This window comes from Aeromicrobium sp. Sec7.5, assembly GCF_036867135.1.
GTDB lineage: Bacteria > Actinomycetota > Actinomycetes > Propionibacteriales > Nocardioidaceae > Aeromicrobium.
The window spans coordinates 1,828,027-1,846,416 of the sequence record NZ_JBAJIJ010000001.1 but is presented as its reverse complement, the minus strand read 5'-3'; the positions used below and the strand labels follow the sequence as shown (position 1 = coordinate 1,846,416).

Below are 18,390 nucleotides of genomic sequence, written 5' to 3'. Positions count from 1 at the left end.
CGCGCACCTCACGGGGACCGGACTACGCTCGTCCACGTGTCCCCGATCTTCTCCCTCGAGTTCCCGCAGAGCCTCGCGACCTTCGACGACTACGCCGCGGCGCAGAAGGCCGTCGACTCGCTCTCCGATGCCGAGTTCCCCGTCCAGAACCTCCTGATCGTCGGGACGGACCTACGTCAGGTCGAGCGGGTCACCGGCCGCCTCACGACCGGACGTGTCGCTCTGGCCGGGGCGCTGTCCGGCCTGTGGCTCGGCGTCCTGGTCGGCCTGCTCATCGGCCTGTTCGCCTCCGAGAGCGGCCTGTTCCAGATCCTCGCCACCAGCGCGCTCGTCGGAGCGGGGTTCGGCGCCGTGTGGGGCCTGCTGGGCTACGCCGCGACCCGAGGGCGTCGCGACTTCAGCAGCGTGCGCACGGTCGTCGCCACGCGGTACGAGGTGCTCGTCGAGCACCGGCACCTGACCCAGGCCAAGGAGCTCCTCGGCCCGATCGGTCGGCCCGACCCCTTCAGCTAGGCCTTCGGGGCCAGCAGGGCGGCGAGCTCGGACTCGGCGTCGGTCTGCGTCACGAACAGCAGCTCGTCGCCGGCCTCGAGGGCCCGGTCGCGGTCCGGGCTCAGGATCGACGTGTCGCGCAGGATCGCCACGAGCAGCACGTCACCGGGCCACGGCACGTCGGCCACCCGGGTGCCGACGAGGGGCGAGTCGCCGGGCATCGTCAGCTCCACCAGGTTGGTGTTGCTCTGGCGGAACGTGAACAGGCGCACGAGATCGCCGACCGCCACGGCCTCCTCGACCAGGGCCGCCATCAGCCGCGGCGTCGACACCGCGACGTCGACGCCCCACGACTCGCCGAACAACCACTCGTTCGACGGGTGGTTCACCCGTCCCACGGTGCGCGGCACGGCGAACTCCGTCTTGGCGAGCAGGCTGATCACGAGGTTGGCCTTGTCGTCACCCGTGGCGGAGATCATGACGTCACACGTCTCCAGGCGCGCCTCCTCGAGCGAGGAGAGCTCGCAGGCGTCCGCGAGCAGCCACTGGGCGCCGGGCACGGCCTCCGACCGGATCGATCCCGGTGACTTGTCGATCAGCAGGACCTGGTGGCCGTTCTCGACGAGCTCGGTGGCCACGGAGCGGCCGACGGCGCCCGCTCCGGCGATGGCGACACGCATCAGTGGGCCTCGGTTCCTGCGTCGGGTCCGGCGGTCAGCACGGCGTGCGCGGCCTCGGCGCGGTCGTCGCGCATGAACACGCTGAGGTAGTCGCCCTCCTGGATCGTCATGGTGGCCTTCGGCACGACACCGCTGCCGAGCCGTGTGACGAAGGCGACCCGGACGCCGGCGGCCTCCTCGAGCTCGGCGATCGGTCGACCGATCCAGCCGAACGGCGCGTAGACGCTGTCGAGGCGCAGCTCGCCGGAGGGATCGCGCCACTGGGGCTCGGACCCTGCGGGCAGGAGCCGGCGCAGGACCTGGTCGGCCGCCCACGGCACGGTGGCGACCGTGGGGATGCCGAGTCGTTCGTACACCTCGGCGCGGCCGGCGTCGTAGATGCGGGCGACGACGTTCGTGACGCCGAACAGCTCACGGGCGACGCGGGCCGAGATGATGTTGGAGTTGTCGCCGCTGGAGACCGCCGCGAAGGCGTCGGCCCGCTCGATGCCCGCCTGGCGCAGCACCTCGCGGTCGAAGCCCATGCCGGTGACCGTGAGGCCGCCGTAGGTGGGCCCGAGCCGGCGGAACGCCTCGGCGTTGGAGTCGATCACGGCGGTCGTGTGGTCGCGCTCCTCGAGACTGCGCGCGAGGGACGAACCGACGCGTCCGCACCCCATGATGACGATGTGCACGAGGCGACGCTACACCCGGCCCAGGGCCGTTGCCGCCGTGCTGGGACGAGGGGGTGCGCCGGGCTGGGAGCGCCTCACGGCGCGTGGCCGCTCGTAGCGGCTGATGTTGAGACCCGGGGCTACCTCAGCCCGGCGCCCGCTCAGTCTAACGACCCCATCAACCCGCGGCGAGCGTGTCAGGACAGATGCCCCGAACGCTCGACGGCGGCGGAGTGGCGGAGCTGCTTGGCGAGGTCGAACAGGCGCGCGGCGCTCATCGGATCGCCGTTCTCGAGCTGGCCGCGGCCCACGGCGGCCACGTGGGCGAACGCCGCGGCCCGGTCGAGCGTGACGTCGAAGTCCGAGCGGACCACCCCCCGGAGGACGGCGTCGACCAGGCGGACCACGTCGTCCGGGGTGGGGGGTTCGACGACACCCGCCAGGGCGTTCTGGACCGGCGCGTGGGCGACGCCCGCGGCGTACTCCCGCGCCGCCTGGTCCGGCTGGCGGTGGACCCACGTGTGGACGAGGTAGAGGCGCCACAGGCACCCGGCCACGGTGTCGGCAGGGCACGAGGCCCAGAGGTCGGCCAGCGTGCCGAGGCCCTCGGTGTCGACCAGGTGCACGACCCGCTCGACCAGGGCCTCGTCGGCCGCTCCGTCGGTGCCGCGCACCAGCAGGTGCGCGATGCGGTGGCCCGCGGCGGTGGCCTCCGCGTGGTCGGGCGTGCCGACGACGTCACGGAACGCCTTGGGACCGGGGAGCGCCGGCCGGTGGAAGTCACCCATGCCGAACGACGATACGTGTCAGCCGGTGAGTGCCTCGGCGAGCAGGGCGCCCACGAGCTCGATCTGCCAGGGACGGGCGCCCCGGGCGGCGAGGGCTGCACCGACGGTGTCGGGCGAGATCTCTGCCGGGGGCTCCCACGCGAGCTCGCGCACGAGGCCGGGGGAGATGAGGTTCTCCGCCGGCAGGTCGTGCCGGTCGGCCAGGGTCGTCACGACGTCGCGGCACCGGGCGAGCCGGTCGGCGGCGTCCGGGTGCTTCTCGGCCCACGCCCGCGGGGGCGGCGGACCGTCACCGCGCATGCTGGAGCGCGGGAGCTCGTCCTCCGGCAGCGCGAGTGCGGTGTCGATGGCCCGTTGCCAGTCGTTGAGGTGGCGTCGGGCGCCGCGACCGCGCATCGTGCGCAGGCCCTTGAGCTCGTCGACGTCGGTGGGGGCGGCCGTGGCCATCTCGACGATCGCGGCGTCCGCGAGCACGCGACCGGGGGTGGTGTCGCGGCGCTGGGCGATCTCGTCGCGCATCTCCCACAGCTCGCGCACGAGGCCCAGGTTCCGACGCCCGCGGAGACGGTGCATCCCGGAGGTGCGGCGCCAGCGGTCGGTCTTGGGCGCCGGGCCGGTGAACGTGAGCAGTGCCTCGAACTCCTGGTGGGCCCAGTCGAGCTTGCCGGCCTTCTCGAGCTCGACCTCCAGCAGGTCGCGCAGCTCGACCAGCACCTCGACGTCGAGTGCGGCGTAGAGCAGCCACGGATCGGGCAGCGGGCGGGTGGACCAGTCGGCCGCGGAGTGCTCCTTCGCGAGGCTGTGCCCGAGGAACTGCTCGACGAGGGTCGCGAGGCCGACGCGGGGCAGGTTCAGGAGCCGGCCCGCCAGTTCGGTGTCGAACAGGGCCCGGGGGCGCATGCCCGCCTCGGTCAGGCACGGGAGGTCCTGCGTGGCGGCGTGGAGGATCCACTCGCTGTCGCCGATCGCGTCGTCGAGGTCGGTGAGGTCGTCGAACGGCACGGGGTCGACCAGGTGCGTGCCGGACCCGACCCGGCGCAGCTGCACGAGATAGGCACGCTGGGAGTAGCGGTAGCCCGACGCGCGCTCTGCGTCGATCGCCACGGGGCCGGTACCCCTGGCGATCGCCCGGCACGTCTCGCGGTAGGCGTCGACGGTGTCGACGACGGGCGGCAGCGGGTCGCGGAGCGTCAGGGGCGGGAGGCCGGGATCGGGGGCCGCCGGTTCCTGCGCGGGCTTCTGGTCAGCGGGCTTCTGGTCTGCGGGCTTCTGGTCAGCGGATGGCGAGCCGGAGGACGGCTCGGGCCTTCCCGGTTGCTCACCGGGATCGGGGGAGCGGGGCACGAGGAACTCGGGCTCGAAGGAGGTCACGGGCGGCCGCCGAGGCTCGAGCCGCGCTGACCACGGCGGGGCAGGTAGGCGACGTCGGGGGTGAGCGGGGGCAGGCCGGCGACGGCCGCGAGCAGGTCGCCCCACGCGGAGAGGTGGTCGCCGACGCCCGTGAGCGGCGTCCACGACGCCCGGACCTCGACCTGCGACTGGGGCGCGTCCTCGACCATGGAGCCGAAACCCTCGGTGTGCACGACCGTGACGCTGCCGCCGACGGCCGTGGCCTCCGCGCCCCGCGCCGCCAGGGCGTCCTCCAGCCAGCTCCAGCCCACGGCCGGCAGGACCGGGTCGGCGGCCATGTCGCCCTCGATGTCAGCGCGGGCGAACGTGACGCAGCGGAAGGTGCCGTTCCAGGCGTCGTGGCCGGCCGGGTCGTGCAGGAGGATGAAACGACCGCCCGCGAGCTCCTCGTCGGCCACCACGATCTCGCCGCTCATCGCATGCGCGAACGGGGCGATGCGGGTGGGCGCGGGCATCTCGTCGACCACGACCTCGGGCCGCACGACGGCTGACCTGAGCTGGTCGACGGCGGCGGTGAACTGGCTCGGCGTCCCGCCGAGCTCACTGTGGGCACCCACATCGCGATGGTAGGGCGCTCGAGGTGTGTGGGCCGGTCGACACTCCGCAACCGGGCGCGCGGAGTCGCCCGGGAGCACGGGGCTCGCGGCTCGGGCTCGGACTCGCCTGAGAGACTGGCCGGGTGACGACACCGCTCTCGGAGAGCCCCTTCCTGCGTGCCTGCCGCGGCGAGACCCCGGACCACGTGCCCGTCTGGTTCATGCGTCAGGCCGGTCGGTCGCTGCCGGAGTACCGCAAGCTGCGCGAGGGCATCGCGATGCTCGACTCGTGCTTCACGACCGATCTCGTCGTGGAGATCACGATGCAGCCCGTGCGACGGCACGGGGTCGACGCGGCCATCTTCTTCTCGGACATCGTGGTCCCGCTCAAGGCGATCGGGGTCGATCTCGACATCGTGCCGGGGGTCGGACCCGTGATCGCCGAGCCGATCCGTTCGCGCGCGCAGCTCGCCCAGCTGCGCGACCTCGAGCCCGACGACGTCGCGACCATCCTGGCCGCGGTCACGGCCCTGACCGGGGAGCTCGGCTCGACGCCGCTCATCGGCTTCGCCGGTGCGCCGTTCACCCTCGCCTCGTACCTGGTGGAGGGCCGACCGTCGCGCGACTACCGCCACACCAAGGCGCTCATGCACACCGATCCGGATCTCTGGCACGACCTCATGAGCCGGATCGCCGCCATCGCCGGGCAGTTCCTGCGCCTTCAGGTGCAGGCCGGCGCCTCGGCGGTCCAGGTCTTCGACTCCTGGGCGGGCGCCCTGAGCCTGGCCGACTACCGCACGTTCTCGCAGCCGTACGCCGCTGCCGTCCTGGCGTCCGTGGCCGATCTCGGCGTGCCGCGGATCCACTTCGGCGTCGGGACGGGCGAGCTGCTCGGCGCGATGGGTGATGCCGGCGCGGACGTCGTCGGCGTCGACTGGCGCATCCCGCTCGACGAGGCGGTCCGGCGCATCGGCCCGGACCACGCGGTCCAGGGCAACCTCGACCCCACCCTGCTCTTCGCGCCGCCGGAGGTCGTGGAGCGCGAGGCCCGCCGCGTCCTCGACGAGGGCCGAGCGGCTCGCGGCCACATCTTCAACCTCGGCCACGGCGTGCTGCCCGAGACCGACCCCGACGCGCTCACGCGCCTGGTCGACGTCGTGCACGCCCACGAGCCCGGCTGATGCGCGTCGCGGTGGTCGGTGCCGGCGTCGCGGGTCTGACTGCGGCCTGGGAGCTCGCCCGTCGTGGGCACGAGGTCGTGGTGCTCGACGGTGCCGACCGCATCGGGGGCAAGCTGCTCACGGGCGACGTCGGTGACGTGCAGCTCGACCTCGGTGCCGAGTCGGTGCTGGCCCGTCGTCCTGAGGCGGTGGGTCTGATCGAGGCGGTGGGGCTGACCGACCGGGTGCAGAACCCCGTCACGACCAGCGCCGGCGTGTGGACCCGCGGCGAGGTCCGCCCGCTCCCGCCCACCGTGCTCGGCGTCCCCGCCGACCTCGACGCGCTGGCGGCGAGCGGCATCGTCGAAGACGTGCTGCCGCAGGCCGTCCCGGTGCCGTCCCACGACGTCTCGGTCGGCGAGTTCGTCACGGCGCGCGCGGGCCGAGAGGTGCTCCAGCGCCTCGTCGAGCCGCTGCTCGGGGGCGTCTACGCCGGTCACGCCGATGCGATCTCGCTCCGCGCCGCGGCGCCGCAGGTCCTCGCCCTCGGCGACGACCCGGTCGGCGCGGCGGTCGCGGCCCGCTCCGCGGCGTCCGGGACGCCGGTCGCTCCGGTGTTCGCCGGCATCGTCGGGGGAGTCGGCACCCTGCCGCAGGTCCTGGCCGAGCGCTCCGGTGCCGAGGTGCGCACCGGTACCACCGTGCGCCTCGTCGAGCGGTCCGGCGAGGGCTGGCGGCTCATGGCGGGTCCGGTCGGAGCCGTGGAGGAGGTGCTCGCCGACGCCGTCGTCGTCGCGACCCCCGCACCGGCCACGTCGCGGCTGCTGGCCGAGGTGGCGCCCGACGCCGCCTTCGCGCTCGCTGGCATCGACTACGCCAGCGTCGCGCTCGTCACGCTGGTGCTCCAGGAGCAGGTCGAGCTGCCCGGGTCCGGCTTCCTGGTGCCTCCCGTCGACGGCAGGTTCGTCAAGGCCGCGACCTTCAGCTCGAACAAGTGGGCCTGGGTCGCCGACTCGGGTCGCACGGTCCTGCGCGCCTCGGTCGGCCGGGCGGGGGAGTCGGTCGCCCTGCAGACCGGCGACGTCGACATGGTCGAGCGCGTCCTGGCCGACCTGACGCAGGCCCTCGGCCCCCTGCCGGCCCCGGCCGACACGCACGTCCAGCGGTGGGGCGGGGCCCTCCCGCAGTACGAGGTCGGTCACCTGGACCGCGTCGCCACGGTGCGTGCCTCCGTCTCGGGTGTCCGGGGTCTCGAGGTGTGTGGCGCGGCCTACGACGGTGTCGGGATCGCGGCGGTCGTGGCCGGGGCCCAGGCCGCCGTGTCGAGGTTGTTGGACGAGTTGGGAGACTGACGTCATGACTGAGCGCGTGCCGAACCAGGGCAAGCTGGCCAAGGAGATCAACGACACGATCCGCTACGCGATGTGGTCGGTGTTCCGGCTCGATCGCGTGCTGGGTGACGCGGACCGTGCCGCCGAGGCGGCGGAGGTCGACGCTCTCGTGGCCCGACTCGCCGAGGACGACGTCGTGGTCCGGGGCAGCTACGACGTCAGTGGCATCCGTGCCGACGCCGATCTCATGGTCTGGTGGCACGCGTCGACCGCCGAGGCGCTCCAGGCCGCCTACAACGCGTTCCGTCGCACGGCGCTCGGCAGCCGGATGGCACCGGTGTGGTCGCAGACCGCGCTGCACCGCCCGGCCGAGTTCAACCGGTCGCACATCCCGGCCTTCATGGCCGACGAGGAGGTCCGCGACTGGGTGTGCGTCTACCCGTTCGTGCGGTCCTACGAGTGGTACCTGCTGCCCGAGGACGAGCGTCGCGACATGCTCAAGGAGCACGGCATGCAGGCGCGCCCCTACCCGGACGTGCGGGCCAACACCGTGGCGTCGTTCGCCCTGGGCGACTACGAGTGGATGCTGGCCTTCGAGGCCGACGAGCTGCACCGCATCGTGGACCTCATGCGTGAGCTGCGCGCGAGCCGTGCGCGGCGCCACGTGCGCGAGGAGGTCCCGTTCTACACGGGCCGCAAGCGCACGTGGGACGAGCTGGCGCAGCTCTGGCCCTGAGGGCGCGCGACTCGGTCCTCGTCGCGGCCGGGCTTCGCCCGGGCGCCTGCCTCGCTCCGCTCGGCCCGCGGCCGGGGCGGTGGGTCAGGGTCAGCGGTCGCCTGACCGCAGCGCTCAGGCTTCGTCGGGGCGCAGCTGCAGCGCGATGCCGTTGATGCAGTACCGCTGGTCGGTGGGGGTGTCGAAGCCCTCGCCCTCGAAGACGTGGCCGAGGTGGGAGCCGCAGGTCGCGCACCGCACCTCGGTGCGGGTGCGGAACATCGACTTGTCCTCGACGTACTCGACGCTGTCGCCGGCCAGGGGGCCGTAGAACGCGGGCCATCCGCAGTGGGCGTCGAACTTGGTCTCGCTGCGGAACAGCTCGGCGCCGCACGCGCGACACGCGTAGACGCCGACGGTCGGGTCGGCCTCGTACGAGCTGGAGCCGGGCCGCTCGGTGCCGGCCTGGCGGAGCACGTGGTACTCCGCGGAGCTCAGCTCCTGGCGCCACTGGTCGTCGGTCTTGGCGACGTCGTACGTGCGGTCGGTGTCCTGCTTGCTCATGTCAGCGTGCCTGTCCGTCGAAGGGAACGTGCTCGATCAGGTGAAGGGTGGGGACGTCGAGCGCACGCTTGGCGCGCGCCGACCAGTCGAGCCCGAAGAACGCCTTCACGAAATGGGGCTCGGTGAGGATGATGGCCTCGGCCGCCGCGTGCTCGCGCACCACGCGCACGAGCTCGTCGACCGGGTCCTCCTCGGTCAGCAGCGGCACGACCTCCTGGCCGCGGGTGCGCAGCAGCGCCGCACTGGCCTCGAGCTCGTCGGCGCCCTGGCGTCGGACCTCGTCGGCCGCGTCGAGCACGAGCTCCGGTGCCACGGCCGGAGCGATCTCGCCCGCGCCGAGCGAGCTGAGCGACGAGGCGAGCGCGGCCGAGGAGCTCTCGACCGGGAGAACCAGGTGGTAGGTGACGGGTTCGTCCAATCCCTCGTGCAGCGCGACCAGCTGGTCGGCATCGAGGTCGTTGAGCGCCCGTTCCACGAGCAGGGCCACGGGGTACATGCCCCCAGCCTACGACCGTGATCCCAGTTCCGTCGCCGCCCGTGAGCAGGCGGTTCGGCATCAGCGCGGACATACTGCCTCCATGGCCACCGAGCTGCGCACCCTGCTGACCGCCACGGGACCGATCGACCTGACGAGCGTCGATGCCAGGTCGACCCCCGGGTTCGACGGCGACAAGGCCGACGGCAAGTCCGCCCTCGCGGCTCTCGGTCCGGAGCTGGCCGACCTGCAGGAACGGTTGTACGCGGGCGGACGGGCCGGCTCGACGCCCCGCAAGGTCCTGCTGGTGCTCCAGGGCATGGACACGTCGGGCAAGGGCGGCACGATCGGAGCCGTCGGTGGACTCATCGAGCCCCAGGGGCTCGTGCTGTCGTCGTTCGGGAAGCCGACGGCCGAGGAGCTCGCCCACGACTTCCTGTGGCGCGTCGAGGCACGCCTGCCGGAGGTCGGCCAGCTCGGGGTGTTCGACCGGTCGCACTACGAGGACGTCCTGATCGGCCGCGTGCGGGCCTTGGCGTCGGCCGAGGAGATCGAGCGTCGGTACCGGGCGATCATCGACCTCGAGCAGCGCTTCGTCGACTCCGGTGGCCTGGTCGTCAAGTGCCTGCTCCACATCGACCGCGACGTGCAGGCCAAACGACTTCGCGCTCGGCTCGGTGACCCGACCAAGTTCTGGAAGTACAACCCGGCCGACCTCGATGAGCGCGCGCTGTGGGACGACTACCGCCGGGCGTACGAGATCGCCGTCGAGCGGACCTCGACCCCAGCGGCGCCCTGGCTCGTGGTGCCTGCCGGCCGCAAGTGGTACCGCAACTGGGCCGTCGCGACGGTGCTCATCGAGGCGCTGCGATCGCTCGAGCTCGACTGGCCCCGGGCCGACTTCGACCCGGCCACCGAGCTCGCCCGCCTGGACGGCGAGGAGTCGGCGACCGGGTCGTGAGCCAGGTGCTCAGGCGCCGGCGAACAGATGGTCGAACGACACCAGGGCAACGGCACCGACGGCGTAGCGGGCGAGGATGATCGAGGCGATCTCCTCGTTGACGCCGAGCGGTTCGGCGACGGCGACGGCCCCGGCCTCGTAGGACAGCTCGCGGACGCGATCAGGCAGCACCCCGGGCGCCAGGAACAGCATGCCCACGGCGATGTGGCGACGTCCGTCGGCCCGGTGGGCCCGGACGGCCTCGCCGGCCGCCGGTGGCACGCTCGACGCGAACGCCGCGATGGTCGGCAGCTTGTGGTGGGCGCCCCACGCGCGGGCGGCCCGGGCGATGGCCGCGTTGGCCACGGGATCGGTGGATCCCGCACCGGCCAGCACGAGGGCGTCGAGCTCACGGACGCGACGGTCCTTGAGCGCCTCACGGAGCCGGAGGTCGAGCACGCGGAACAGGGCACCTTCGATGCCGAGCACGTCGGTCGCCTCGATCCGCAGGCCCTCGTGACGCCGGGCTGCGGCCGCCACGACGGCGGGCACGTCGTACTTGGCGTGGTAGGCCTCCGTCAGCAGCAACGGGACGACGACGATCTCGGAATGCCCCTCGGCCACGAGCCGGTCCACGACGCTGTCGAGGTTCGGGTCGCAGTGGTCGAGGAACGCGGGGGCCACCCGGAGGTCAGGACGCAGGCACGCGACGAGCTCCGTCAGGGCGGTGATGGTGCTGGCCGACCGCGGGTCGCGGCTGCCGTGCGCCAGGGCAATGAGTGCAGGTGCGCTCATGATGTCCCCCTTTCGTGGTGCTCGGCCCCCGGGGTGGAGGGCTGGGCGTGGGTGGTGATCGTGGTCGGGTTGAGCTGGCCGATGAACGAGAGCTTGAACGCACGCATGCAGCTGCGACACTCCCAGGCCCCGTGCGCCTCGCCGTGCGGACGCAGGTCCTCGTCGGCGCAGTAGGGGCAGTGGAACGGCACGGCGCGCATCGTCATCGCTCTGCCCCGTTCTCGCGATCGGTCATCGCAGGGCTGATCTCGCGATCGGTCATCGCAGGGCCTCCTCGTCGGCCCGGGCGACCCAGCCGGCGAAGGACTCGCCGTCGGTGCGCTCGGCGAGGAAGCCGCGGGTCAGTCGCTCGACGTAGTCGGGCAGCTGGGCCCCGGTGACCTTGTGGGCCCGGATCTTGCGACCGAATCCGGCCTGCAGACCGAGGGCGCCGCCGAGGTGGACCTGGAAGCCCTCGACCTGGTCGCCGTTCTCGTCGAGCACGAGCTGGCCCTTCAGGCCGATGTCGGCGGTCTGGATGCGGGCGCACGAGTTGGGGCAACCGTTGATGTTGACCGTGATCGGCGTGTCGAGGTCGGGGACGCGCTGCTCGAGCTCGTTCACGAGGTCGATGCCGCGCTGCTTGGTCTCGACGATCGCCAGCTTGCAGTACTCGATGCCGGTGCAGGCCATCGTGTTCTGGCGCCAGGCCGAGGGCCGGGCCTGGAGGCCCAGCTCGGCCAGTGCGCTCACGAGCGACTCGACGCGGTCCTCCTCGACGTCCAGGACGACGAGCTTCTGCATCGGCGTCGTGGCGACCCGCTGTGAGCCGTGCGCCTCGACGACGTCGGCGACCTGGGTCAGCAGCGTGCCGGAGATGCGTCCCACCGCGGAGGCGACGCCGACGTAGTAGCGGCCGTCGTTCTGACGGTGCACGCCGACGTGGTCGACCGGCGTGGCCGGGACCTCGGGCGCGTCGAGGTCGATCAGCTCACGCTCGAGGTACTCGGTCTGGAGCACCTCGCGGAACTTCTCGATGCCCCAGTCGGCCACGAGGAACTTCAGGCGGGCACGGGCGCGCAGACGGCGGTAGCCGTAGTCGCGGAAGATGCTGACGATGCCCTCCCAGACCTCGGGCACCTCGTCGATCGGCACCCAGGCGCCCAGGCGCTGCGCCAGCATCGGGTTGGTCGAGAGCCCGCCGCCGACCCAGACGTCGAAGCCTGCGCCGTGCTCGGGGTGAACCGCGCCGATGAAGGCGATGTCGTTGATCTGCGGCACGACGTCATGACCGGGGTGGCCGCTGATGGCGGACTTGAACTTGCGCGGCAGGTTCGAGAACTCCCGGTCACCGATGTAGCGGCTCTCGATCGCGTCGATCGCGGGACGGGCGTCGATGATCTCGTCGTTCGACACCCCGGCGACCGGGCTGCCGAGGATGACGCGGGGGCAGTCGCCGCAGGCCTCCTGGGTGGAGAGTCCGACCGACTCCAGCTTCTCCCAGATCGTGGGGACGTCGCGGACGTCGATCCAGTGGTACTGCACGTTCTGGCGATCGGTGAGGTCGGCGGTGTCGCGGGCGTAGGTCGTGGAGATCTCGCCGATCGTGCGCAGCTGCTCGAGGTTCAGCTGACCGCCGTCGATGCGCACCCGCAGCATGAAGTGCTCGGCGTCGAGCTCCTCCGGCTCCAGCGTCGCGGTCTTGCCGCCGTCGATGCCGGCCTTGCGCTGCGTGTAGAGCCCCCACCAGCGGAAGCGGCCGCGCAGGTCGCCAGGGTCGATGCTGTCGAAGCCGCGGTGCGCGTAGATGTTCTCGATGCGCGCCCGCACGTTGAGGGGGTTGTCGTCCTTCTTGGACTGCTCGTTGGCGTTCAGCGGCTCGCGGTACCCCAGCGCCCACTGGCCCTCGCCGCGCTTGGGGCGGGGACGGCGGGATGCGGCGGTGTCGGACTGAGCCATGGACTTCCTCACGGGAGGAGCGCACGGCGAGGCCTCGGAACACGGCGGCTGCCGCGCGCCCGGACGATCAAACGGTCAACGGGGGCGCTGGATCAGCGACACATCGAGGAGCGCGCACGGCCCAGGTCGACGTGGAGACGCTCCACGAGCCAGACGGGATGTGCGGACTTCATGGCACGAGTTTGTCCGCGCCGGCGTGATCCGCCAAACAAATGTCCCACGATTCGGACGTACCATCCAGATGGTGAGACGCGCTCCCGCGGGGCACTGGAACCGCGCACCCGTGTGTGGCGTGGGTCACGCCCTGGGCTCAGTCGGTGGCCGGCAGGAGCGTGCTGACCGCATAGGCGCCGATGACCGTGCCGACACCCGACGCCGCGAGGGCGATCGCGGCGACGTCCCACGGCAGCAGGCCCGCCGTGGCCAGTCCGAGCGTCGCGGCGGGGTGGAAGACGACGACCAGGGCGATCGGACCGACGCCGCCGGCGACCACCGCGGGCACACCGGCCAGGGCGGCGGGCGCGGCGCCGTCGATGGCCAGGACGACCCACGCCAGGGTCAGGCCGGCGAGGGCGGCGGCGATGGCCGCCGCGGCCATGGACGGCTCGCCGATCACGAGGGTCGGCCCCAGCTGGTCGGCGAGGGCGTTCGCGGCCCCGCCGATCGCCACCGCCACGACGGCCTGGACGGCCAGGACGGGCAGGAGGTTGCCCCACGGCGACCGACCGACGATTGCGAGGGTCAGGCCGGCGAGGGTCCCGGTGGCATCGACCCTGCTCGCGTCCTCGTCGCCGGCCAGCGCGGCGAACCACGTCAGCAGGACCACGACGAGGGCGACGACCGCGACCGTGAGGACCGGGTCGGTCCCGCGGAGCGCTGCGATGGCGGCGAGCGTGATGATCGCGCCGTGGAGGGCGGCGGAGGTGAGAGTGCGCACGGCAGGCTCCTGTCGGGGTGGCCAGGGCGACGATCGCCGCCCGGTCGGGCCTCGGGGGAGCGTACCGAAGTCACCCGTGCGAGCACCGCCGGACGCGGCGCTTCCGAGGTCCCGGTCCGGGCGGGTCGGTGCCGATACGGTGGAGCGCATGTCGGCCTCCCGCACAGGCTGGCCGGACTCCGTGAGGCAGGTGCCGCGCGTCTCGGCCCATGCCTTCAGCAACTGCTTCCGCAACCGGGTCACCGGTCTCGCGGCGGAGGCGGCGTTCTTCGCCATCTTGTCCCTGCCGCCGCTGGTCTTCGGGCTCGCCGGCGCCATCGGCTTCATCGCTGAGCGCTACCAGGTCGCCCAGGTCGACGTGCTCAAGGACCGGGTCATCGATCTCGCGTCGCGAGCGCTGACCGACAGCACGGTCGAGGCCGTGATCACGCCGACGCTCGACGAGGTGCTGCGCGGCGGACGCTTCGACGTCGTGTCGATCGGCTTCCTGCTCGCGCTCTGGTCAGGTTCGCGGGCGCTCAACGTGTTCATCGACACGATCACGATCATGTACGGGCTCGGCGGACACCGTGGCATCGTCAAGACGCGGGCGCTGTCGTTCGGTCTCTACGTCGTGGCCCTCGTCCTCGGGATCGTCCTGGTCCCCCTGCTGCTCGCCGGGCCCGACGTCGTGCAAGCGGTGGTTCCCGACCGCGTCGACATCCTGACCCAGCTCTACTGGCCCACGGTCCTGCTGCTGTCGGTCGGCTTCCTGTGCTCGCTCTACCACCTGGCCGTCCCGATCCGGAAGAGCTGGCGCTCGGGGCTGCCCGGGGCATTCTTCACCCTCGCGATGTGGATCCTCGGTGCGTACTTCGTGCGTTGGGTCCTGGGTTTCAGCAGCGGAGGATCGTCGATCTACGGTCCGCTCGCCGCCCCCATCGCGGTGCTGCTCCTGCTGTACGTGCTGTCGATCTCGGTGCTGATCGGCGCGGCGATCAACGCCGCGTACGACGAGATCCGGCATCCCGAGGAGCAGCCGGATGGCGATCCCGTCGGCGTGCCCGGCGTCGCTCCGGAGGGTGGGCCCGCCACCGGGCCCGCCGGGACGGCGACGGCGACCTGACCTGCAGGCGGTGCGCCCCACCGCCCTCAGCGGGTGACGCTAGAGCGGGCTCACGCCGTCGAGGTAGAACCACAGGTCGGCCTCGCGCACGAAGCGGCTGACCTCGTGCTGCTTGCCGGGTCCGCCGGGCCCGCGGTAGAAGGCGGTGAACTCGACGAGCGCGGTGTCAGTCCGCTCGACGTCGAGTCGCGTCCAGCGGACCGCGTCGTCGAGGGTCAGCGTCGCGGGCCGGGTGGAGGCGTGCCAGGTGCGCAGGAGGTGCGCGGCGTCGCCGAGGGCGAACGCACTGAAGCGGGAGCGCATGAGCTGCTCGGGCGTCGCTGCGGCGGCGTGGTCGGCCAGCACGCGACCGCAGCAGGCGTCGAGCGGCAGACCGCTGGTGCACGGGCAGCGTGAGCTCACGACGTCCTCCCTGGAAAGGACAAGACCCCCGGAATCGGCGAGGAATCCGGGGGTCTTGCTGTGGGCGATACTGGGTTTGAACCAGTGACCTCTTCCGTGTCAGGGAAGCGCGCTACCGCTGCGCCAATCGCCCGTGGGTGTTCAGTTGTGTCATCGAGGTGGGTACGGGATTTGAACCCGTGTACACGGATTTGCAGTCCGTTGCCTCGCCTCTCGGCCAACCCACCGATGGATGGGCCGCAACCCGATTCCGAGCGGACAACGAGATTCGAACTCGCGACCCTCACCTTGGCAAGGTGATGCTCTACCACTGAGCTATGTCCGCACTGGCCTCTTGCGAGGCCGAGAGGAAACATTAGCCCACACGCCTCACCGATCCCAAACCGGGGTCACGTACCGTGACGGCATGCGGGTGTGGATCGACGGACGGGTGCTGGAATCGCCGGACGAACGCGCCGTGAGCGTCCTCGACCACGGTCTCGTCGTGGGTGACGGCGTGTTCGAGACGGTCAAGGTCGAGCACGGGCGCCCCTTCGCGCTCACGCCCCACCTGGAGCGCCTGTCGAGCTCGGCGACGGGGCTCGGCATCGGCGCGCCCGACGCCGCGGCGATCCGCGCCGGGGTCGCCGCGACGCTCGAGGGCCAGGACCTGCCGTTCGGCCGGATCAGGATCACGGTGACGTCGGGGCGGGGACCGCTGGGATCGCCGCGTGGCGACGGCCCGCAGACCTTGGTCGTCGTCACGGAGCCGTGCGACCGTCCGCCGCCCGTGAGCCGCATCGTCACCGTGCCGTGGCCCCGCAACGAGCGAGGCGCCCTCGCGGGCCTCAAGACGACCTCGTACGGCGAGAACGCGCTGATGGTCGAGGAGGCCCGCGCTCGCGGGGCCTCGGAGGCCGTCATGCCGAACACCCGCGGCGACGTCTGCGAGGGCACGGGATCGAACCTCGTCTACGTGCTCGACGGTCGCGTGGTCACGCCCACGCTGGCGGCCGGGCCCCTGGCCGGCGTCACCCGAGGCCTGCTGCTCGAGTGGGCTGCCGGCGAGGTCGAGATCCATGAGGAGGACCACCCGATCGAGGTCCTGGGCGCGGCCGAGGAGGTCATGCTCGTCGGCACCACGCGCGACGTGCAGGCCATCGAGCAGGTCGACGACCGCGAGCTCGCGGCGCCCGGTCCGCTGACCCGGCAGCTGCAGGACGTGTGGGCGCGCGGGAGCGAGCAGAGCCCGGGCCTGTGGGGCCTCGACGGCTGACCCAGCCTGGGGGGTGGCGTGTGCTGACCCCGGATTCGTGGCGGCCCGCGGCGTTGGGCTAAGGTGACTGTCGCACAGCGGGCGATTGGCGCAGTGGTAGCGCGCTTCGTTCACACCGAAGAGGTCACTGGTTCGAACCCAGTATCGCCCACCCGCGACTACGCCTCTGGTTCCAGGGAAAAACTGGAATCAGAGGCGTTTGTCATTCCAGACCGTGTCCATCACGTGTCCAATGGCCAGCGCTTCCTCACCCCTGAGGAGCACTGCAATGGCAGCACTTTCGAGCGCGACCGACGCCTCGATCGGTGAGACCGTCGCCCGCAACATCGCCCGCGAGATGACCCGGCTCGACTGGGACTACAAGGAGCTGGGGGAGGCGTGCGGGCTCGGTTGGGACGTCGTCCACTACCGCGCTGGACGTCTCCGGCATGCCGATCGCCGACGTACATCTGGTCGCGCAGGCGCTCGGCGTCTCGCTGGCCGATCTGGTGAGGGTCGCATGAGCGCCGTGGAGATCCACCCCCTGTTCCCGACGCCGCTGCGGGGCACCTTCGACGGCGCGCGGCAGCGACTCGTTTCAGAGTCCCAAGACGACACGATCGACCTCTGGGGGCACTGCCCGTCGTGGTGCTCCACGGCCAACGACTTCGTCCTTCCGAACGGTCGAAGCGGCAACACGCTCGAGGAGCACTGCGGAGAGCACACCTGTCGCGGGGCGGTCGGCCACGGCGTCTTGTCCAAGGCTTCAGACGGACGCGGCAGCTACGTGGCCGTCAACCTCATCTCGGCGTACCTCCACGGCGTCTACCCGCGTGGTGTGAGCTCGCTTCACCTGACGCCGTTGATCGAGCTCCAGCACGACGATGGCAACGGAACCGAGGTCGATGGATCCGCACACCTGAAGTCTGGCGCTGCCCGATCGCTTGCGGCGGCACTCATCCGGGCGGCGGACCAGCTCGACGGGCTGGCCGAACTGAAGGGTGATGCTTCATGAGCGGGGCAGCGGACCTGTTCGACGTGACATCCTTCCGGGCGACGTCTGCGACAGATGAGCAGTGGCGGGTTCATGTCGAGTGCCGCCCCGACATGTCGGCAGTCCTGAAGGACGCCGGCGTGCGGGACGTTGGCTTCGAGCACGACACGGTTCTGATCCTTCTTGTGATCGACGGCGAACCGGTCGACGTCATCGCCACCGACGCCCCGAACTGGCCCGAGGGCACCCTGCGCCCACGGAACGGTCTGTACGAGCAACTTGTGGACGCGCGGCGAGCGCTCGAGGTTGCGATCTCGGCGATGGAGCCGAAGTCGCGAGCGCCGGTATTGGGGGATCTCCCATTAGTGACAGATCCGTCACTTCCGCTGGCGGAAGTATAGCGCCCTGGCAGGCCATCGAGGTGGACGCGTTCGCGTTGTTCGCCAACGAGTCGGAGCTGCGCTTCGAGGTGGACCGGAGCATCGGGGAGAAGTTGTTTGCGGGTCGATACCCGAACGCGAAGCCCAACAACCCCAGCGCGTCCGTGACGATCGTCGTTGAGTTGGACTTCGAGCGAGTCGGTGCCGACCTCGTGACGATCGAGAGCGACTCGCGCGTGGCGGACCTGACGCAGGCGATCGACGGGCTGACCGTGATCAGGGATCGCCTGAAGGCGATGGAGGGAAAGGGCGGATGGCTGTTGTCAATTGACAACGTCCGCAATTGCGGACATGTCAGTGTCGGAAATTTCCGACGCCTACAAATGTAGACACGCCTCGACCGTTACGGTTGCAACGGCGACCGGCCCCGGTAACGGAGAATCCTCCGTTACCGGGGCTTAGTCGTGCTCGTGGCCCTCGTGCTCGGGACCGCCGCCGATTTCCATGACGTCCTGGATCGACCTATCGAGCGGGAAGTGCCGCTTCTCGAGTCGCGACTGCAGCCTCGACAGCATCAGACTGCCCGACTGTCCTTCGTGGAAGGCCTGGAGGATCGCAAGCGCGACGAGTTCATCCTCGAGCGACACCTCGTGCACTCGAAGCATTCGAACGGCGTAGTCATTCCGGCCGTCGAGTGGTTCGACGACAACTGAGTACCCGAGCTTCGTCGCGAGCTTCGTCAGCTCGCCGATCTCGACGGTCGTCTGGATGAGGTCGAAAGTGATGGATGTGTCTTTGATCTGTGCGCGCATGGATCGGAGCGTAGTCCCGGATCCGGGACTACTGGCTCGCGTTGCGCAG

Annotated in this window: 23 protein-coding genes and 4 tRNA genes; 11 read left to right on the top strand and 16 right to left on the bottom strand. The window is 71.3% G+C overall.

The features are described 5' to 3' along the window. The first annotated feature begins 36 nt into the window (after window positions 1-36). The gene (locus V6S66_RS09285) at window positions 37-513 is read left to right on the top strand and encodes a general stress protein (RefSeq protein ID WP_334206455.1); all 477 of its coding nucleotides are present in this window, start codon (window positions 37-39) and stop codon (window positions 511-513) included. Here V6S66_RS09285 and V6S66_RS09280 read toward each other — a convergent pair. From V6S66_RS09280 to V6S66_RS09260, 5 genes are all read right to left on the bottom strand, one after another. After that, window positions 510-1,172, bottom strand: coding sequence for a potassium channel family protein (locus V6S66_RS09280; RefSeq protein ID WP_334206454.1), 663 nt, complete (start codon window positions 1,170-1,172; stop codon window positions 510-512). The genes V6S66_RS09285 and V6S66_RS09280 overlap by 4 nt on opposite strands. Beyond that, entirely contained in the window at window positions 1,172-1,846 is a 675-nt protein-coding gene (locus V6S66_RS09275; RefSeq protein ID WP_334206453.1) for a potassium channel family protein, read from the bottom strand. The genes V6S66_RS09280 and V6S66_RS09275 overlap by 1 nt, the downstream gene beginning before the upstream one ends. Window positions 1,847-2,022: 176 nt before the next feature. Beyond that, a complete protein-coding gene (locus V6S66_RS09270; protein ID WP_334206452.1) occupies window positions 2,023-2,613 on the bottom strand; it encodes a hypothetical protein in 591 nt (196 codons plus the stop codon). A gap of 18 nt (window positions 2,614-2,631) precedes the next feature. Then, on the bottom strand, window positions 2,632-3,984 hold the full coding sequence (locus V6S66_RS09265; protein ID WP_334206451.1) for an HRDC domain-containing protein: 1,353 nt from the start codon (window positions 3,982-3,984) through the stop codon (window positions 2,632-2,634). Then, entirely contained in the window at window positions 3,981-4,580 is a 600-nt protein-coding gene (locus tag V6S66_RS09260; protein WP_334206450.1) for a DUF3000 domain-containing protein, read from the bottom strand. Before V6S66_RS09260 ends, V6S66_RS09265 begins: the two co-directional genes overlap by 4 nt. 122 nt (window positions 4,581-4,702) lie before the next feature. On the opposite strand from V6S66_RS09260, the gene hemE reads away from it, so the two are divergent. From hemE to hemQ, 3 genes are read left to right on the top strand one after another with little or no spacing between them, the layout of a single operon-like run. Beyond that, window positions 4,703-5,740: a uroporphyrinogen decarboxylase gene (gene hemE, locus V6S66_RS09255; RefSeq protein WP_334206449.1), complete on the top strand. Its 1,038-nt coding sequence runs from the start codon at window positions 4,703-4,705 to the stop codon at window positions 5,738-5,740. Next, window positions 5,740-7,071 carry a protoporphyrinogen oxidase gene (gene hemG, locus V6S66_RS09250; RefSeq protein ID WP_334206448.1) on the top strand — a complete coding sequence of 444 codons (1,332 nt, stop codon included), beginning with the start codon at window positions 5,740-5,742 and terminating at the stop codon, window positions 7,069-7,071. Before hemE ends, hemG begins: the two co-directional genes overlap by 1 nt. 4 nt (window positions 7,072-7,075) lie before the next feature. Further along, window positions 7,076-7,786, top strand: coding sequence for a hydrogen peroxide-dependent heme synthase (hemQ, locus tag V6S66_RS09245; RefSeq protein WP_334206447.1), 711 nt, complete (start codon window positions 7,076-7,078; stop codon window positions 7,784-7,786). A 114-nt stretch (window positions 7,787-7,900) separates the two neighbouring features. Here the strand turns inward: hemQ and msrB are convergent, their stop codons facing one another. Together msrB and V6S66_RS09235 are read right to left on the bottom strand one after the other, a co-directional pair. Beyond that, window positions 7,901-8,329: a peptide-methionine (R)-S-oxide reductase MsrB gene (gene msrB, locus V6S66_RS09240; RefSeq protein WP_334206446.1), complete on the bottom strand. Its 429-nt coding sequence runs from the start codon at window positions 8,327-8,329 to the stop codon at window positions 7,901-7,903. Window position 8,330: 1 nt separating this feature from the next. Beyond that, window positions 8,331-8,825, bottom strand: a complete 495-nt coding sequence (locus tag V6S66_RS09235; RefSeq protein WP_334206445.1) for a hypothetical protein — start codon at window positions 8,823-8,825, stop codon at window positions 8,331-8,333. 82 nt (window positions 8,826-8,907) lie between these two features. Between V6S66_RS09235 and V6S66_RS09230 the strand changes: the two genes are divergently transcribed. Continuing rightward, window positions 8,908-9,765, top strand: a complete 858-nt coding sequence (locus V6S66_RS09230) for a PPK2 family polyphosphate kinase (protein WP_334206444.1) — start codon at window positions 8,908-8,910, stop codon at window positions 9,763-9,765. A gap of 9 nt (window positions 9,766-9,774) precedes the next feature. On the opposite strand, the gene V6S66_RS09225 is transcribed toward V6S66_RS09230, so the two are convergent. The 4 genes from V6S66_RS09225 to V6S66_RS09210 all read right to left on the bottom strand — a co-directional run bounded on the left by V6S66_RS09225 (window position 9,775) and on the right by V6S66_RS09210 (window position 13,414). Next, on the bottom strand, window positions 9,775-10,539 hold the full coding sequence (locus tag V6S66_RS09225; protein WP_334206443.1) for a sirohydrochlorin chelatase: 765 nt from the start codon (window positions 10,537-10,539) through the stop codon (window positions 9,775-9,777). Next, window positions 10,536-10,745: a hypothetical protein gene (locus V6S66_RS09220; protein WP_334206442.1), complete on the bottom strand. Its 210-nt coding sequence runs from the start codon at window positions 10,743-10,745 to the stop codon at window positions 10,536-10,538. The genes V6S66_RS09225 and V6S66_RS09220 overlap by 4 nt, the downstream gene beginning before the upstream one ends. 52 nt (window positions 10,746-10,797) lie before the next feature. Further along, on the bottom strand, window positions 10,798-12,477 hold the full coding sequence (locus V6S66_RS09215) for a nitrite/sulfite reductase (RefSeq protein WP_334206441.1): 1,680 nt from the start codon (window positions 12,475-12,477) through the stop codon (window positions 10,798-10,800). A gap of 310 nt (window positions 12,478-12,787) precedes the next feature. Beyond that, window positions 12,788-13,414, bottom strand: a complete 627-nt coding sequence (locus V6S66_RS09210) for a hypothetical protein (protein ID WP_334206440.1) — start codon at window positions 13,412-13,414, stop codon at window positions 12,788-12,790. Between the two features lie 148 nt (window positions 13,415-13,562). On the opposite strand from V6S66_RS09210, the gene V6S66_RS09205 reads away from it, so the two are divergent. After that, complete coding sequence (locus V6S66_RS09205; RefSeq protein WP_334206439.1) at window positions 13,563-14,519, top strand: YihY/virulence factor BrkB family protein; 957 nt, start codon at window positions 13,563-13,565, stop codon at window positions 14,517-14,519. A 39-nt stretch (window positions 14,520-14,558) separates the two neighbouring features. Here V6S66_RS09205 and V6S66_RS09200 read toward each other — a convergent pair whose 3' ends face one another. The 4 genes from V6S66_RS09200 to V6S66_RS09185 all read right to left on the bottom strand — a co-directional run bounded on the left by V6S66_RS09200 (window position 14,559) and on the right by V6S66_RS09185 (window position 15,246). Next, window positions 14,559-14,921, bottom strand: a complete 363-nt coding sequence (locus V6S66_RS09200) for a YchJ family protein (RefSeq protein WP_334206438.1) — start codon at window positions 14,919-14,921, stop codon at window positions 14,559-14,561. Between the two features lie 61 nt (window positions 14,922-14,982). Then, window positions 14,983-15,054 (bottom strand) — tRNA-Val (locus V6S66_RS09195). A 23-nt stretch (window positions 15,055-15,077) separates the two neighbouring features. Further along, a tRNA-Cys gene (locus tag V6S66_RS09190) sits at window positions 15,078-15,148 on the bottom strand. Window positions 15,149-15,174: 26 nt separating this feature from the next. Then, a tRNA-Gly gene (locus V6S66_RS09185) sits at window positions 15,175-15,246 on the bottom strand. Window positions 15,247-15,327: 81 nt separating this feature from the next. On the opposite strand from V6S66_RS09185, the gene V6S66_RS09180 reads away from it, so the two are divergent. The 5 genes from V6S66_RS09180 (at window position 15,328) to V6S66_RS09160 (ending at window position 17,918) form a co-directional block, all read left to right on the top strand. Continuing rightward, window positions 15,328-16,176, top strand: a complete 849-nt coding sequence (locus V6S66_RS09180) for an aminotransferase class IV (protein ID WP_334206437.1) — start codon at window positions 15,328-15,330, stop codon at window positions 16,174-16,176. A 79-nt stretch (window positions 16,177-16,255) separates the two neighbouring features. Further along, a tRNA-Val gene (locus V6S66_RS09175) sits at window positions 16,256-16,327 on the top strand. A 348-nt stretch (window positions 16,328-16,675) separates the two neighbouring features. Continuing rightward, window positions 16,676-17,170 (top strand): hypothetical protein, encoded by a 495-nt coding sequence (locus V6S66_RS09170; protein ID WP_334206436.1) that lies wholly within the window; start codon window positions 16,676-16,678, stop codon window positions 17,168-17,170. After that, window positions 17,167-17,550, top strand: coding sequence for a hypothetical protein (locus tag V6S66_RS09165; RefSeq protein WP_334206435.1), 384 nt, complete (start codon window positions 17,167-17,169; stop codon window positions 17,548-17,550). Before V6S66_RS09170 ends, V6S66_RS09165 begins: the two co-directional genes overlap by 4 nt. Before the next feature lie 20 nt (window positions 17,551-17,570). Further along, window positions 17,571-17,918: a hypothetical protein gene (locus V6S66_RS09160; protein ID WP_334206434.1), complete on the top strand. Its 348-nt coding sequence runs from the start codon at window positions 17,571-17,573 to the stop codon at window positions 17,916-17,918. Between the two features lie 69 nt (window positions 17,919-17,987). Here the strand turns inward: V6S66_RS09160 and V6S66_RS09155 are convergent, their stop codons facing one another. Then, window positions 17,988-18,341, bottom strand: a complete 354-nt coding sequence (locus V6S66_RS09155) for a hypothetical protein (protein WP_334206433.1) — start codon at window positions 18,339-18,341, stop codon at window positions 17,988-17,990. Window positions 18,342-18,390 lie beyond the last annotated feature (49 nt).